The organism is Alteromonas confluentis, assembly GCF_001757105.1.
GTDB lineage: Bacteria > Pseudomonadota > Gammaproteobacteria > Enterobacterales > Alteromonadaceae > Alteromonas > Alteromonas confluentis.
Window position 1 is genome coordinate 66,163 of record NZ_MDHN01000034.1, and the last position, 16,781, is coordinate 82,943.

The window sequence follows — 16,781 nt, forward strand, 5'->3', positions numbered from 1 at the left end:
CCCTACCTTGCAGCATTACTTAGCAGCCGACAGTCTTTCTATGAAGGACTTTTTAATGTCATCACTGAGCGCAGATTCGGCTATTGCTGAACGTAGAGACAACGCCCAGTCCTCGTTAGCATCTTTGATAAGCAAGTCGAACCAGGGCATGAGTGAACGTTGGTTTTTTACCGCCGCTGACGGGCCATATAATTGACTTAGCAAAGCATCAGCTTCACGGTCGTAGCCGCTGATATCAGCATGTTGCGCAATGTTTTCAATCGCTTGCAAAACCCGGGTGATTGCAGCGCCGTTGTCGTGTAATACATCACGCTGATAGCGGGCTTCGGCGAATGCCACAACAGGGGGGATCTCTTCACTGTTGTTTGTAAGTGCTTCTAAAACCGGCTCACCGGCTGCCATTCCCAATTCGGCCTGCGCCATCAATGTGAAAGCCTGCCAATACGACTTCGCCGTTTTCGAATCACCTATTATTTGGTGACCGACACGGAACAGTTCGGCCAGATAATGCGCAGCCATTTGTTTATTGTTCCAACTACTTAGCTGGGAAACCACGTCGGAGAGAGAAGGTGCGTTAAAGCGACTCTGTACAATACGCGTTTCCATGGTCAGTGTGGGGTAATTCATTTGCCATACTGCGGCAACTAACATCTCTCCCGCTTCCTGATATTGCTCTGCGCGGGAGAAGACATTTGCCAGGCCAATACGCAGATACACAGACGCATTTTGAATCCTCGCAATCTGTGCTCGCAGCAGGGCAAGATCCTGTGGCTCAATTATGATTGCGCTAAGTGGCAATGCAGTGGCAAGTAGCTGAAGGTGATGGGCTGTGAAATCGGGTGCAGCGAGCTGCGACAGTAAGGTCGTAACATGTTTTTCCAAATTGCCCTGGGCTGACCATCCTGTAGCAATCACATCATAAAGCCGTTGCATCGAATTTCGCTGTTCAGCAGGCAGTGCCATGAGCCATTTATCAAACATAGCTGTTGCTTCTGGGGTGCTGGCTAATGCCGTCAGAAAGTCTTCACTGAGTGAAAATGGTGACGAAGGCTGACCGTCATGATCATAGATGGTATGGACCAGTTGCTCCCGGCTTAATGGTGTGCCGTCGAATTGCTTTCCGCCTTCAATTCCGTTACGCCAGAGGGTATTAAGCTGTCGTATTCCCTCATCAGGATTTTTAGTAAACACTGCCACAAGTTGCGCAATATCCGGTTGAGATACACTCTCTGGTGCGGCTACTTGTTCGCCGCCTTCGCGGTTTTTCAGTTCAATAACCAGCGGGTCGGACGGGTAAAGGCGGGCGTATTCGGTAAAAATTAAGCTATATAACGCCGCAACACCACCATCCTGCGCACCGGCAGACATCGACTTGTTAAGCCAACTGACCAGCGAATCAATGTCGGCGACGGGCTTGCCCATCTGCTCCGCTTGTTGGTCGCCCTTTTTAACATTTACCTGATGCAGGTAGTACAGCAGATGCTGGTCATCGTTGCTCGCGCCATCCTGCAATCTGGCATGGATAACTGGCTCCAGCGTATCGAAGTGTCGCTCACGCCATAACAATTGGATCAGGCGGTTGAATATCAGTTCATCTGTTGGCAGTCGCTCATGTAGCAGACTCAGATAACGGATTTGATTAGAAGTCCGGTTCTCTGTCGGCAATATATTGTTGATAAAAAACTGCGCGTCATCCGCTGCGATCTGCGGTGCATTTAAAAATTGCGTGATGTAAGACTGACGCTCATCCCGGAGGTAGCTATATGTCACATCGGCGAACACCTGAAAATGCACGCCAGCACCTGCTGCTCTGGTTAGCTTCAGTAGTGCATCAAATGCCCCGGTTTTATCTCCCTTAAAGAAAGCGGTGAGGAAATGCGGCAATTGTTCGCATTGGGCTGATGTACCCGCAATCTTCGTTGCTTGGTTCTGCAGCAGCGACTGGTTCTCAGCCGCGGCATTGAGCAGCATGAGCCTTTCTGCCATGGCAGCACAGGGCGCCTGATTGTTGCCATTAGCCGTAACGTAGCGATGTAGCAACTCTGCTACTTGTTCGTTGTGATCAGCGGAAACCGGTGTAGCAAATACGCGCTGCACTATTTCTTCTCTAATTGGATAAATAGCACCGGTAAGGCGGTAGCTTCGCTCTGTTTTTTCCCACAATGCCAGTAAATCGCTGGGGGAAAGTTTACTGAACAGCAATGCATTAAAGCTGTCATCGTTAATGCCATAGGGCAGGCCTGCCAGCGGAGGCGTGTTGATATGCTGAATAGCAAGTGAAACAAACTCTCCATCAGTTAGTAAAGACGCTGAGAGTTTCGTTTCCAGCTTGCGGAACGTCTCTGGCAGGTAGCGCTGCAGTTGCAACATCCGCAACTTCTGGTTGGGTACATCTTTAATAACAGGCCAGAAATCTTTCTTAAAGTTCTCATTAGGCATGTTTTCGACAGCATTTAGCAATACGTCGAAATAGTTTGAGCCTGCAACCGGCGTAAATTCGCCATTGGCCCTGAGCACGGCAGTGAGTGATGTAGCCAATTCGATAACGGTATGCCAGTCGCCTGAATCTATGGCGAGTGCCAGCGTCAGTTTGAAATTGTTTTCGGCCTGGGCCTGATTTTTAAGGTGTGCGCGGGCATCGAATGTTTGCTGGTCGACAGTTGCGGGAAGCGGCGGTAGTGTAAAATCTGCAAATATTGCTGTGAGATCTGACAGCGCACTTCGCCACTGCGTCTGGCTTTTCTGGCTATCGGCAATACGCTGCATTAAATCGGTGATAAACGCGATACGCGGATATTCGCTTACCTTTCCTAAAGACGTTGCACCCGCCTGCTGTTGCACGCTTTTCAGCGAGACCTGCAGCATGGATTGCAATGCCTGCATCACTGTCTCAGCCTGAGTATCGTTTATCGTGAGCAGCAGTCCTTCAGATAGCGTGGGGAAAAATTTAAAACTGTCGGAAGTGCGCATGGTGCTGAAATCAGGCTGGTAAAGCGGTGCCTGATTGATAATCTGTTTAAGACCTTGCCAGTACCAGTATTCAGCCATGTTGTTGTCGCCGAACTGCTCTTCCAAAATGGCAGTTTTACGTAGTAGTTCGAAGTTGCTTTGATCGACCAGTAAGGCTTCTTTGAAATAGGTCAGTGCTGCGCTGTCCATATGCTGACTGGCGTATGCATCCCCTTTTAGTTGCTTCACATTCAGAATGCCGGGAATTTCCGTCATTAACGAAAAGGCGCGTTCGGCACCCTGTACATCTCCATCAGCCAACAGTGAGCGGCCCAAATCTGCATACAGGGCTGGTGGAAAATCATGCTGAAGGGCAAGCAGACGCCGACCGTATTTTAGCTTCTTTTGCTCATCGCCAATCGCGGGGCCTGAAGACTGGCTATAAAGACCTTTGCCGCTGAACTGTGAAATCATACTTCGAAGAAGCGCGGCACGTTGGGCGTCGGAGGCGGCCAGAATCAAATTGCTGATATTCTCTGCCGTGTCGAAATCGCCCTGACTCTGCTTGATGTCAGACAGCACCATCAGCAATGATACATCTGAATTGGAAACTGCCAGGCGCACTAATATCTGGCGGGTTAACCAGTTCAGGGTACGGGTTTTAAGCGCTGGCGCGGCACTCTCTCCCTGTTGAGCGGGCATTGAATCAAACAAGTTGAGTAAGCCGTCAACGGCACTCATGTAGGCTGAATCTGTTGAGGCGGTAACCAACCGGGTTTGCAGTAATCTGACTGCCTGCTCAAACTGACCTGATTTTTTATAAAGTTCCACCAGTTGTAGGAGGGCGTCCGGGTTAGCATTGGTATCGACGGCTTTTCTGTATTCGGTTATCGCCTGCTCAGGCAGGCCCGCCAGGGTATAAATACTGGCAACGAAAGCGTGATCATCCTGGCTACCGTTCTCTGTCAGGGTGGCAATGAGCGAGTTTACCTGCGCCAACCGCTGTTCCTGTGGCGTTTCTCCGGCATCACTGTTTCTCTGTTCGAACGTATTGTTGCGCAGGCTGTTCAACGTAATTTGTTGCCAGTACTGCACCGCATTAGCGGGCTCTCGTTCGGCCAACTGTTTCCAGATTTCATTGAGTCTGGTGTACTGACGACTGCGCCCGAATAAACTGGCGAGCAATTCCAGACGTTGTGTTTCGGGGATCGCCGCTTTGGTTGCATAGAGATTGATGGCGATCTCGGCTTTATCGGTTTGATTGTCAGCCAAATGTAGTGCTACAAGCAGGTTTAATTCGTGAGTACTGAGGACACCGTTTTCCAGACGCTGCTCCAGTTCGGTAACCTTGTTTTCTAACGTTCCAGCCTTTTGAGTGGCTTTTACCAGCAGGTTTTCGAGATAAAATTTGCGGGCGGGCAGCGTAGCCTGTTGCCACAATGCTTCCCATTCGGCTACGGCTAAGTCTTCGCTTCCGGCACTTCTGGCCAGTTCAGCTAAATGCAGCCGTTGATCGTAGGAAAGTCGACCGCCAGCCTTTCTGAAATTCAACAGTACCTGAAGAGCTTGTTCGACATCGTCGAGTTGCTCCAGCGCGGTCACTACCAGTAAACGGGACGGGCTCTGGGCTTGTGTCGAGGCGGTGATTCTATCCAGCGCTAACTTTGCTGAGGCTTCATCACCCGATGCCAGGTAGGTTTTAAACAAAAAGAAGTTCACGTCAGGATCGGATTGCGCATCGTGAACACGGGCTTGCAGTATGGCGATGGCGTTATCCTGCATGTTCATGGCAATCATGCGCTGCGCTGCAGCTAGCAGCGCTGATTTATTGCCTGCATTGGCCGCACCGAAGTCGTCAAATACCTGTTTTGCAGCGGTTAAATCTCCCTGATTTATCAGCTGTCCAGCCAGTCCAAAGTAGCCTTCAGGTTTTTTGGGGGTGGCCTGAATTTGCTGGCGATAATACTCAGTGAGTCCATGCTGGTCATCAGAAAGCGCCAGTAGCGCGGCTTTGCGGGATTGTATAGCAGGCAGACTACTGATTTCTGTCAGCGCAAGTGCCTCAGTGAACTTACCGGCTTCAAGCAGAAAATCCAGATAAAGGGGGGTAAGGAACGGGTCATTATGATAACCAGAAAGCGTGTCCAGTACCGCTTCAATTCGTCCGTTAATTCTTACTGCTTCAGCAAACAAGGCAAGCGCATAGCGTTTATCCGAACGGGTTTCCGCTTGCTCAAAAGCACGCCAGGCCAGCTTTTCAGCTTTGTCGTTATCAGCCGTTTTCAGTAACCAGTTAGTGAATACTAACTGACCGGGTGCGCTCTTGTTTTCAATGCTTTCCATGAACGGCATTGCCGCTGGTATGCCTGAAGCGATTGCGACAACCAGCGCGACATTTTCTGCCAGCTTCGGATTGTTACTGGCTATTTGCTTCAGGGTGTCCGGGTTATCTTGCAACAGTGCTAACTGCATCTCTATTTGTCGTTGCTTAGCGACATTCTGCCCAGCACGGTCAGCCAGCGAGGAGTAAGTGCGTATGGCGCTGTTTTTATCGCCTAATGCTTCGTATGCCTGGGCAAGCAGCGCATCGTTTAGTTTGTAGTGATCTGCAATGTTGTTTACTTTGCTGATATCACCGGTTTCCCATGCGGTTAATAATGCTTGCCTGGCGGTAACAACACCCTGAAATTGTGATGTCTGCATCGAACCTGGTGCAGCGCTTGTTGAGCCGGGCGTTGCTGTTTCACCAGACATTGAAGATTCACCTGGCATTGCAATCAGCGGCGAGGATGTACCAGCGATTAGGAGTGCCAGCGCAATGGGTTTCAGTTGAAATCTCATACTACATTTCCAGGGAAGCGTGAATTGCGGCGCGACGGCCAGCGACGATAAATAATTTCAGACAGGTAAAGTACCAGTGCCATCGCCAATGCGAATGGCATCAGAGCAAAGGTTTTAATAAAGGCGTTGCCCGTAATCGATGCATCCTGTCGGGTTTCAGCAAGCGAACGTGTACCGCCGCTGCCGGTCACAACCTGCTGCAGTCTTTGAGCGTATTGCGTTTCGAACTGAAACTCCGGGCGAAGGTCGCTCAGTGGCGATAATGCCGAATAGTAGGTGCGGAGGGTTGTACTCACCTTAACTTCCACCGTCGCATCACGAGCCACATTGATTTTGCCAGTAAACAGCCCCGGTGCTCGCAGGCGAATTGGTGCGTCATGCCAGCTTGTTTCATCAGAGCGCTTCCACTGCAACTCTGGCTGAATGTTGTCTGCCTGCGCACTGAACTGCACATTAATTTGTCCGAATGACCGCTGTGTGGTGAGTGTTGCACGGTTCGCCAGGGCGGCGAGAGAGCCTATAATACCTCCCAGTTTCTGACCATATTCTGGCATTCCTGCCCAGCTCTCAGTGCCTTTACCAAATGGTTCGGTCATCAGTGCTGTCACTTTTCCTACGCCAGCTTGCCAGGAAGCGAGTAAAGGGTCCTGGCTGTTATCGATTGTCCACTCTGTGATAGCGGTTGGTTTTAGTGGGGCAGTCGTATAGTCTCTAACTGGCGAGGGGAAAGGCGCTGCTGAAGCCGCATCACGAACGGTAAAATCCCCTTCCTTGTATGCCGACGCGGGAATTTTATCGGCGCGACGGAAGTTTAGTTCAACCATGCTGAACTCGTTGTATACCGCGTAGAAACGGCCCCGGCCCCAGTTTGCCAGATCTGCCATTCTTTCTTCGCCGGTGGCGTTGTCGCCAACCAGCACGGTAGAAATATTGATTTGATCTGAGGCGATATACTGCAACAACTTCTGGTAGTTTTGTTCTTCTACCGCAGCGTCGGTAATAAGCAGAATATGGCGGTATTTATTGTGGCTGCTTTTAAGCCCAAAATAGGCTTCTTCAATAGCAGGAAACAGTTCACTGCCACCTTGTGCCTGTAGTCGACCGATAGCGCGTTCCAGGGTTTCGGTATCCTGAACGGGCTGCATAGGCACTGCCCATTGGCGGGTGCCGTAAAACTCAACGATGCCCACCTGATCCTGCGGTTTTAGCTTTCTTACTGCCAGCCGGGCCACTTGTTTGGCAAGTTCAATTGGCTGACCCTGCATGGAACCAGAGCTATCGATAATGATCGCCAGTGAGATACCCGGTTCGCGTTTGGTTTCGGTATTATCAATATTAACCGGTAATAAATCTGCCAATGGACTGCGCGCCAGACCATTGGTAGAAAACGCCTGTTCGCTGCCTGTGTAGAGCAAGCCGGTGCCACTGTTAATCGCATCGATCAGTGCGTTCTGTAACTGCACCGGTAGCGCTGACTCACTGGCATCATTAAGCACCACCGCTTCATACTGGCTGAAATCCATCGGCTCCGTCCAGGGAAAAGGGGCGGCAGACACGTTGAAGGCTTTACCCAGTAACGACTGTAAATGTTCGCCGTCGGATTCATTAGATGTGCCCATTAGCACCGGGATAGGTGATTGCGCTGCAAGCACAATCGTTCTGATGTCAACAATCTGGTTATTGTCGATGAGGTCTGCCTGCCAGGTTGAAAATACCTCTTCAGATGCTGGTAGTTCAAAGACAGGCGAATACAGGTTGTCTTCAGTTGCTTCGCCCAGGCTTGCCTCTATCGTTTCGCCGGTTTGCGACGTGAGTCTGAGTGACAGCGTTGAAGCATCCCGTGATTCGGCAAGCACATTGATGGTGAGCGTAGGAGATTGTCCAGGATAAAACGCCGGATAGGGCGTCGTCTGGATAGTTGGTTGTGCCGGAGCGCTGTCTGTTTCAATCCAGTTCAGGGTAACATTACGTGCCTCAAGGGCAGCCAGGACCGGCTCCCAGTGGTCATCGGTGGCGTAACCATCGCTGAACAATGTAATTACGCCGCTTTTTCCGTAAGGCACCGACGCCAATGCTGTCATTACTGCCTGGGTGAGTGACGTGGTTGGTATCACAGCCGTAGGCACATTATTAAATTCAGAGGCATCACTGTTGCCGAGCACAATGACATCCGCGTCGTCGGCTTCAACATGGCTGAGAAATTGATTAGCCTGTTCCACTGCTTCCCGGGCATTGGTTTCACTCACACTGGGGGAGCGATCTACGATGACCACATGATGTATCGCATTAGAATGCGACTGAATCACAGGCTCCATCAGAGCCAGTGTAATACAGAGCACCAACAGGCATCGCAGCACCGGTAACACTCGGTCTTTTCCCCTGCGGAAATACCAGATCACTGGAAGCAGCGTTAACAGCGCCAGATAGGCAGGATGTAAAAAAGAAATACTCATGATGTGCTCCTATGCCCAGCGACCACGTTGAATCATTAACCATTCAACAATCAGTAAACCCAATGCGGTGAGAATGATGATTGTCAGCCAGGGAACGTCAGATCCCGTGTCGGCTTCTACAGACCCGGACGTGTCACGGGCACTGGCTACCTGTCGGGAAATTACCGGTGACTGAAGTGAAGCCATTGCGACGGCGTCGCCTTCCTTGAACTGACTGATTGTTAGTGGAAAAGGATTGATAGCATTACTTTGAGTTAGTGCATCGCCAGGCAGCACCGGAGCCGCTTCACCCACAGCAAGATACGCAGGTGCAACGGGCAAATCGGTCAGCCAGTTGATTGCCATCGACAGCAGTAAAAGTGGATCTGCCTGTTGTTTTTCAACCAGTTGACCAAGGTAACTAAGTGGCATGCTCACTGATTTTGTTTCTGCGTTGAGAACTTGCATCGATGGCATGTTATAGGCGGGGTCGCTCCAGTCATACGCCTGCCAGATTTTCTGTAGACTGCTTTGCTCTTCGGAAATTGGTGTATAGAAGGTCACAGCATTGCTACTGTCGTCAGCATACAGTGTGGCTCCGGAGGCAGGGCAGGTATCGTCGCGATTGATACAAATGCTGACACTGGCTCGCTCAGGATCGACGGTCAGTTGCGGATTCGCATCCACAAAGCGTGTTACCCAGTCCGGTAAGCCATCTTGTAAGGCGACGAAAATCTGCGACTTTGCAGGTAGCATTAGTGTTGCGCTATTATCTGGTAAAAAACTATCCGCTAAAAAACTATCTACTGAAAAACTATCTGCTTCATTGAGAGAAACAGTCAAACGCTGTGGTTGGTCGGTAAGTGGAATACCTGAGATGGCAAACTGATTATCTTGCAGAGCAATAATCCGGGCGGCATCCACAGGACTATCGTTAAGCAACACCGTTATATCATCTGGCTGAAATTGTTGTTCAACCGAACTCAGCAGCGTAAATGTCACCCGGGAAACCTGCTCGTTGTCTGTCATGAAACGCTGTTGCCCGATGGCGGTGATGCCAGCGTTTGCAGAAATTGCCGCTGAAATAAAGTCGTTCTGAAGGGCAATACCATCAGGTGCCGTTATGTTACCAAGTGCAGAGCCAAAGTAATGCACAACAACGGGCTGACCGGCATAGAGTGTTGGTACACGTTCAAGCCATTCGCTGAATGCGGGTAAATGAGACGATGCCTGGATTGTACTTAGGGAGGCCGTTAGTACCGCATTAGACGAATCTGCGCTGAGTATTTTTGCGGGTACCGCATCGCCAATCCACAATTCTCTGTTTGCCGATGAAGATGAGGGGAGTCTGGCAACCAGCTCTGCTTTTGCATCGGTCATGTTATCACCCGCCTGCATGGCCACAGAGGTATCGAGATAGAAAACGTGCAGCGGCTTGGTGCTATCAGTGAACCTGATCCCGCTAATCGCCAGCCAAAGTAACAAGGCGATCAATACCGCCAGCAGAAAACCCAGCCAGTGCCGGAAGCGCTGCCAGAATTTATTGGCAGAGGCATGTTGTAGCGCCTCTTGCCAGAGCTGAACGGAGGCTACCCGCAATACCACAGGCTGGGCTTTCAGGTGTTGTAAGGCGTAAAGCAGGGCAATCAGTGAAAATGCACCGGTCACTACCAGCCAGAATGGAAAATTCACAAAACTCATCAGGCCACCATACCTTTTTCAAACAGTGCGCTGAGTTGCGCTAAAATGGGACCGCTGGCGTCCAGCTGCAATAACCCGGTGCCAGTGTCACTGGCGTATTGTGACAACTGCTGGTTAAAGCGCTGGTAAGCCTCGGTGTAAGCCTTGATTACCGCGGGGGAAAGTTGCAAGTCAACACTGGCTGCAGACTCGGCATCTTCAAAACGGATATCTCCGCTGGCCTGTAAACGACGTGGATCGGCATCCCAGGGTTGCGTGACCTGAATAAGCAGCTTGTTATGTTTCACCAACGACAGCGCATCTAGCACTGCAGGCATTCCGCTATTGTTGAAAAAATCCGAGATTACAATCACCAACCCTTTTCGCAAGGGGTAACCGGCAAATTCGGTGAGGGCGGCGGTGATGTCTGAATCATTCACCGGCTGATGGTGCTGAAGCTGTTCTGCCAGGGTGAATAACTGATGTTTGCCTGACAGGTTTTTGAACTGGTTATTGAGCTTTCCGGCGAAGGGAAATACCCGCACTGCGTCCTGTTGCTGCAACGCGATGGCGCCCAGTGCGAGGGCGCAGCGTTGTGCCGCACTGAAACGCGATGGTGTTTCACAGAACAAGCTGGCAGAATGATCCAGCAGAATGTACACCGGCAGATTCTGCTGTTCTTCAAATACCCGTACGAACAGGCGGCCTAACCGACGATAAATGTGCCAGTCGATAGCTCTTAATTCATCCCCGGCGACATAGGGTTTGTAATCCGCAAACTCCAGACCCTGACCTTTAGCACTGGTTTTCTGTTCAGCCAGTCGTCCACCTTTGCCCGCCAGTGCGATGCGAAGACTGAACTGCTGAACCTGTTCAATCAGTTCAGCGTCAATCAGCGGGTGTACTGCATCTCCAGCCATACTCAGAAACCTGATAACAGGTTTTTGATCAGGCTATCTGCCGACTGCCCGGTGGCCTGTGCTTTAAAATTCAGTACCATGCGGTGACGCAAAACCGGGATCGCAATTTTGCGAATATCCTGTTCCATCACTTCAAAGCGATTATCCAGCAATGCCACAACCTTAGCTGCCAGCATCAGGCTCTGGATCCCACGAGGTGATGCACCCAGACTCACAAACTCATTCACCGACGGCGATGCATACTGACTGTGCGGTTGTGTGCCCATCACCAGTTTTATTGCAAAGGCTTTCGCCGCTTCCGATACGCTTACATCACGAACAATGGTACGCATACGAATCAGTTCTTCACGGTTTGATACAGGCTTAAGCTCAATGTTTAAGCCGCTGGTGGTTCTGTCGATGATGGTGTGATAGTCCTGCTCGCTAGGGTAGCCAACTTCAAGCTTAAACAGAAAGCGGTCGAGTTGTGCTTCAGGTAGCGGATAGGTCCCTTCCTGATCAACCGGGTTCTGGGTTGCCATAACGCAAAAAGGCTCGTCTAGCTTGACGGTGCGTTTGCCCACGGTAACCTGCTTTTCCTGCATCACTTCAAGCAGGGCAGACTGGGTTTTCGGCGTCGCCCGGTTAATTTCGTCAGCCAGTACCAGGTTAGATACAATGGGTCCCGGCTGAAAGGTGAGTTCATGACCGCCGTTTTCATTTTCCAGCAGCACCGATGCGCCCTGGATGTCTGCGGGCATCATGTCAGGCGTAAACTGAATACGGGAAAACGGTAAATCTACCGACCGGCTTATTGCACTGACCAGCATGGTTTTACCCAGCCCCGGAACGCCTTCCAGTAGCACGTGGCCACCGGCGCAAAGGGCGGTGAGCACGCCTTCGACCACGGCTTCCTGGCCGACAATCATTTTGCCAATTTCGGTTTTTATGGCATGAAAGGTTTCACAAAAAAACAGGATGCTGTGTTCTGCGTGATCCGCAGTGCTGATGGTGCTGGCGCTAATTGTCATTTGCGTTCTCGTTATGTTGTGAATTCTGATGTTGTTGCTGGAAAAAATCACTGAGCATTTGTTTTTCCCAGAATTGCGTAGCGGGTTTCTGCTGTACCTGCGCTGACTGCACGGTTTGCCCCCGGCTCGCTGATATGGTTTCTGTCATCGGTTTTTCTTCAGACGGTTGCTTCTCGGTGATGGACTTTTCACGTCCTGGCCCGGGCGTACCAATAAACTGATCTTCCATCGGCACCGCGAGCATCAACTGATTGATGCCCCGTGACTTCTTCTGCGCGTCATCGCCCTGGGTGTTACTGTTCTGGCTGTTACTGTTCTGCTGCGACCCCGAAGACTGTTGCTGCTGACCATTCTTTTTGCCACTGTCCTGTTTCTTATTATTTCTCTGCGCTTGCTGTTGGCCGGAAGGTGCTGCAGGCGGTTGCCCGGCCTGGTTTTGCTGCTCGTCCTGCTGGGCTGAATTACTGTCCGTCGACGCGCTTTTATTCTCGTCTTTACTATTCGCGTCAGCTTGCTGGCTTTCCTGCTGCGGACCAGCCTGACTGTTGTCAGACTGACTGCCAGAATCTGTCTGCGAGTTTTCTGAGGTTAATCGGGCCATAAGCGGTGGTGGCAGCTTAGTAACAATGCGCAGTTCGCTATTTTTTTGTGCCTTTTCCGGTACCGCTTTTGCAGCTGCCGCTCCCGCTGAGCCGGTTGTTGCGCCACTTTCTGCGGCATCGCCAGATTCCATGCTTTTCTCTGCCTGAGCGGGATTGGTGGCGTCGGGACCGTGCTGGCTTTGTCTGGCATTATGATTTTCTGACGTAGATAAGCGATTGCGCCCGGGCGCTGTCGATGTGCTGCTAAGTGCCGATTGTACGATTTCCTCAAATTCAGTGATGTCTGCTTCGGCTGGATTCGAAAATACTGATGGGAATTCTGTGCGCAACATGGCGGTGATGACCACGAGTACAGAAAGCAACAGAGAAAGCCCCCCAAACACCTTTTGCCTGCGGGTGAGCGAATGGGGGCGAACAGGAAAGGGCACCAGTTCATGATTCGATGCTTTTTCTACGGAAATACGGCAACTGGCAAGTGCAGCCTGCTCAAAGCCCGTCGGTGCCTTAATCTGAAAAAACTCATCGGCTATTTGCAAGTCATCTTTAAACCCAAGCTGATTGTCGTATAAGGCAAGTGACTGCTTTCTTGTGGTTTTGGTTGTGAGTCCGACAAACAGTAAACTGAATGCGTATACGCCTGCAGGTATGATAGCCAGGCTCATCACCAGCAGTGCAATTGCTGCTGTCACAGAGAAGCCGGGTAACAAAAAAAGCAGTACACAAAGCAGCGGCGAAACCCATAATGCACGACATGCATAATCCATTGCTTTATGACGGTGACAACTCACTGCGGCGCGACGGAAAAACGCAGCACCTCTCTGTGCGAGCAGATTAAGTTGTAACTCTGTTTGAGATGCCTTTGTCGATTGCATTGTCCTGCCTGTAAGCCGTGTTTCATCCATGGTTCTATTTCACACCAGCTAACTTGCACCAACCTTGCAGACTCTTCTGAATTTCGTCTTTTTTGCCCTTTTTTTACTCAATATGGCTTAGTCAGACTCGTGCAAGGTTGCTATGCCTTAATGACCTGACATCAAGAAACCGTTCAGGAGAAAAAGGTTTGTTCAAAAGCAAGAAAATTCCTGTGGCTATCATGCTGAGTAGCCTGCTTTCTGTGGCCGGGTGCAGCAGCACGACAATCACGCCGCAACCCCAGCCAGCACCGGCTTTCAGTAAAGTGGATATTCAGTACGATAAGTTCACGTTGCCGAATGGTTTGACCGTTCTGGTGCATAGCGATCACAGCGTGCCAGATGTGTTTGTTGGCGTTTGGTACAAGGTGGGTTCGAAGAACGAGGCAGATGGCAAAACCGGTTTTGCGCATCTTTTTGAACACCTTATGTTTCAGGACACCATTCACCGTAAAGGTGAATATTTTGTGCCACTGGAACAGGTGGGCGCGGTTGGCATAAACGGCACCACCAATCTGGATCGAACCAACTTCTATCAGACAGTACCTTCCAACGCCATCGATGTGGCCCTGTGGATGGAATCTGACCGCATGGCTTACCTGGGCGACAGCATCGATCAGGCCTTTATTGATGAACAGCGTGCGGTAGTCAAAAATGAAAAACGTCAGGGACAGTTGCGCCCCGGCGCCAGTGTTTATGAACGTTTTCTTGCGAACTTCTATCCGAAGGGACACCCTTACGATCACACCACCATAGGTTCCATGGAAGACCTCGATAGTGCCACCTTGCAGGATGTATCTGACTGGTTTGAGAAAGCGTACGGTGCATCTAATGCAGTACTGGTGCTCTCTGGTGATATCGATGTAGAAACGGCGAAGCAAAAAGTCACTTATTATTTTGCCGATGCACCCGCTGGTGAACCCATGGACAAAATTGCCCAGTGGATCCCGGAGCTGACGACAATTAAACGTGACGTTATCTACGACAAAGTGCCAACAGTAAATCTGAATCGCATTTGGTCGTTACCCAATAATAAGAGTCAGGACACCACCATCATGGAACTGGTGGCCCGTACTCTGGCTGGTGGGAAAAACACGCCGCTTTATGATTTGTTAGTGGATGAAAAAGACATCGCGCTGGGCGTGAGTGCTCATGTTCAGCCCAATGACGTTTCCAGTGTTTTCTCTCTTGATATCGGGTTGAAACTCGGTGCGGATGTGGAACAGGCGAATCAACTCATTGATCAGGCGCTGAACGACTATTTTCTTGAAGGCCCTGCGCAGGAAAAACTGGATGGGATTAATCTCGCCGGTGAAATATCGCTGCTTCGTTCCATGGAAAGTAATCAGGCCATCGGTACACACCTGATTGATGGCGAAGTGCACCATGATAATCCACTCTTTCTGAATACCCAGCGCGCGTGGATCCAGTCGGCGACCCCTGGACAGGTTAAACAGACAGCGCAAAAATGGCTGGATAAACCTTATTACGATATTCAGCTAATGCCTCTGCCAGACGTAAAAAGCATGAACGCTAAAGTGGATCGTTCAGCGGTACCTGCAGCCGGTGAGTTTACCGGCAAGGTGACTTTGCCCGATATTCAAACCACTACACTGGAAAACGGCCTGAAGGTGGTGGTTGCTCAGCGGGATAATCTGCCGCTGGTCGATGTATCTATGCAGTTCACAACCGGCTCGCTGGTGGATGAGTTTTATGCACCGGATACCGCCAGCAATGCCTTCAGACTCATGGCAACAGGCACGCAACAATACAACATGGCTGAGTTGTCCCGCAAACTTGAAGCGCTGGGCATGCAGTTTAACAGTGGAGCGGGTACCCGCGAGAGTGGCGTAAGCTGGAGTGGACTGAGCGAAAACCTGGATGATACCTTTGCGATAGCCGCTGACATTATCCGTCATCCTGCCTATCCGGAAGCGGAAGTCAGCAAAGTGCTGCAAAACATCGACACCGCTTACAATGCTTACGAACAAAATCCCATGCAAGCCGCTTCTGGCGCTTACTCAAAAGCCATCTGGGGCAGTACGCATCCGTTTGGTAAAATCACTACCCGGGAAGAAGCCAAAACTCTGAGTCGCGACATGATCCAGTCTTTCTACGATAACGAGATTGGTCCGGCAGGAGCGACTTTGTATCTGGTGGGTGATATTACGATAGAAAACGCGGAAAAGCTGGCGAAGACCTACTTTGCAGACTGGCAAAAAGCGCCTCGTCACCCCATTCCTGAAATTGCTGCTCCGGTTAGCCAGACCGGTAAAATTATCCTGATCGATGCCCCCGGAGCCGTGCAAAGCAGTATTAGTGCCGGTCATATTCTTGGTGAGTTTAACAAGAATACGTCTGCGGTTGAGTCGTTGATGGATGCGGCGCTGGGTGCAGGCTTTAACAGTCGTCTGAATATGAATCTGCGTGAAGACAAAGGCTGGGCTTATGGTTTCAGTGGCGGGATCAGCAACGCGCCAGACGGCCCTCGGGTTTTCACCGCCAGCGGCACAGTGCAGGCCGACAAAACCGCTGCCTCTATGCTGGAAATCCAGAAAGAAATCAGTGCTTACATCAGCAATAAGCCTATCACTGCGGCCGAACTGGAGCGCGACAGAGATTCTGCGGTGTATTCCATTCCTCAGGGCTTTAATAACAATGGCGCGATACTGAAAACCCTGATCAATGCCGATTTGAATAACCTGCCGTATCGCCGTGTTGAGACGTCAGCGAAACGACTTAAAGCCGTTACTGCAGAGCACATTATGGCGCTTGCTAACAAGACTTATCACCCGGATGAACTGGTATGGGTAATTGTGGGTGACCTTAAAAAGATAGAGCAGGATATCCGCGATACACATCTGGGTGATGTGGAAGTGTGGGATGTGTACGGAAACAAACTCAGGTAGAAATCAGCTTCAATAGTTCATAGTGTCACCCTGACCTTTGCCCGGCTTCGTATGAACCGGGCTTTTTTGTTTGCCCAGCGAAGCTGGCAAACCCGTCAGGTTGAAAGAAACCTGAATCACCCTGACTGAGGGGAAGATAATCCGAATGGCAAGGGCGTTGCTGGCCAACGGCAGGGTCTGAAGGAAGCCATAGGAAGTTAGAAGTACACAACGAAAGTGAACCTGATTCGGCAATGCAGGAGGGTAAGCGTGCAAAATAGCGTGAAGCCCGATACTCGGTCAGTCCTGTATTGTGCTTGAGGGTGGGATTTCTAACAGGGAGCCGGTGCAGTAACTGGGGAAGCCTGACACCGTCTCTGGTGATAAACCAGAAGCATCTGTACGAGAGGAGACTCAAGGCAGGTGTTGGTGCGAGGTGGCAGATGATGCCGTAGTAGTGAGTAAGGTCCGGCCTGAGAAAGCCAGTAATGGTGTGGAGGATAAAACCGGACTGACCATCTGCATTAAGTCAGATGGGGTCTTTACAG

7 protein-coding genes are annotated in these 16,781 nt (G+C 50.7%); 1 reads left to right on the forward strand and 6 read right to left on the reverse strand.

Features of this window, described 5'->3' with window-relative positions:
- Window positions 1-15: 15 nt before the first annotated feature.
- The 6 genes from BFC18_RS14910 to BFC18_RS14935 are packed head-to-tail and all read right to left on the reverse strand — an operon-like array spanning window position 16 to window position 13,306.
- Entirely contained in the window at window positions 16-5,790 is a 5,775-nt protein-coding gene (locus BFC18_RS14910) for a tetratricopeptide repeat protein (protein ID WP_070126355.1), read from the reverse strand.
- Complete coding sequence (locus BFC18_RS14915) at window positions 5,787-8,243, reverse strand: VWA domain-containing protein (protein ID WP_070126356.1); 2,457 nt, start codon at window positions 8,241-8,243, stop codon at window positions 5,787-5,789. The genes BFC18_RS14910 and BFC18_RS14915 overlap by 4 nt, the downstream gene beginning before the upstream one ends.
- A 9-nt stretch (window positions 8,244-8,252) precedes the next feature.
- The gene (locus tag BFC18_RS14920; RefSeq protein ID WP_070126357.1) at window positions 8,253-9,923 is read right to left on the reverse strand and encodes a BatA domain-containing protein; all 1,671 of its coding nucleotides are present in this window, start codon (window positions 9,921-9,923) and stop codon (window positions 8,253-8,255) included.
- Complete coding sequence (locus tag BFC18_RS14925) at window positions 9,923-10,822, reverse strand: DUF58 domain-containing protein (protein ID WP_070126358.1); 900 nt, start codon at window positions 10,820-10,822, stop codon at window positions 9,923-9,925. Before BFC18_RS14925 ends, BFC18_RS14920 begins: the two co-directional genes overlap by 1 nt.
- A 2-nt stretch (window positions 10,823-10,824) precedes the next feature.
- The gene (locus tag BFC18_RS14930) at window positions 10,825-11,832 is read right to left on the reverse strand and encodes an AAA family ATPase (protein WP_070126359.1); all 1,008 of its coding nucleotides are present in this window, start codon (window positions 11,830-11,832) and stop codon (window positions 10,825-10,827) included.
- On the reverse strand, window positions 11,822-13,306 hold the full coding sequence (locus BFC18_RS14935; protein WP_070126360.1) for a hypothetical protein: 1,485 nt from the start codon (window positions 13,304-13,306) through the stop codon (window positions 11,822-11,824). Before BFC18_RS14935 ends, BFC18_RS14930 begins: the two co-directional genes overlap by 11 nt.
- Window positions 13,307-13,494: 188 nt before the next feature.
- Between BFC18_RS14935 and BFC18_RS14940 the strand changes: the two genes are divergently transcribed.
- Entirely contained in the window at window positions 13,495-16,254 is a 2,760-nt protein-coding gene (locus BFC18_RS14940; protein WP_083273118.1) for a M16 family metallopeptidase, read from the forward strand.
- Window positions 16,255-16,781 lie beyond the last annotated feature (527 nt).

Coding starts and splice junctions, on each gene's coding strand:
- BFC18_RS14910 (WP_070126355.1), bottom strand. CDS start 5,790: ATGAGATTTCAACTGAAACCCATTGCGCTGGCACTCCTAATCGCTGGT.
- BFC18_RS14915 (WP_070126356.1), bottom strand. CDS start 8,243: ATGAGTATTTCTTTTTTACATCCTGCCTATCTGGCGCTGTTAACGCTG.
- BFC18_RS14920 (WP_070126357.1), bottom strand. CDS start 9,923: ATGAGTTTTGTGAATTTTCCATTCTGGCTGGTAGTGACCGGTGCATTT.
- BFC18_RS14925 (WP_070126358.1), bottom strand. CDS start 10,822: ATGGCTGGAGATGCAGTACACCCGCTGATTGACGCTGAACTGATTGAA.
- BFC18_RS14930 (WP_070126359.1), bottom strand. CDS start 11,832: ATGACAATTAGCGCCAGCACCATCAGCACTGCGGATCACGCAGAACAC.
- BFC18_RS14935 (WP_070126360.1), bottom strand. CDS start 13,306: ATGCAATCGACAAAGGCATCTCAAACAGAGTTACAACTTAATCTGCTC.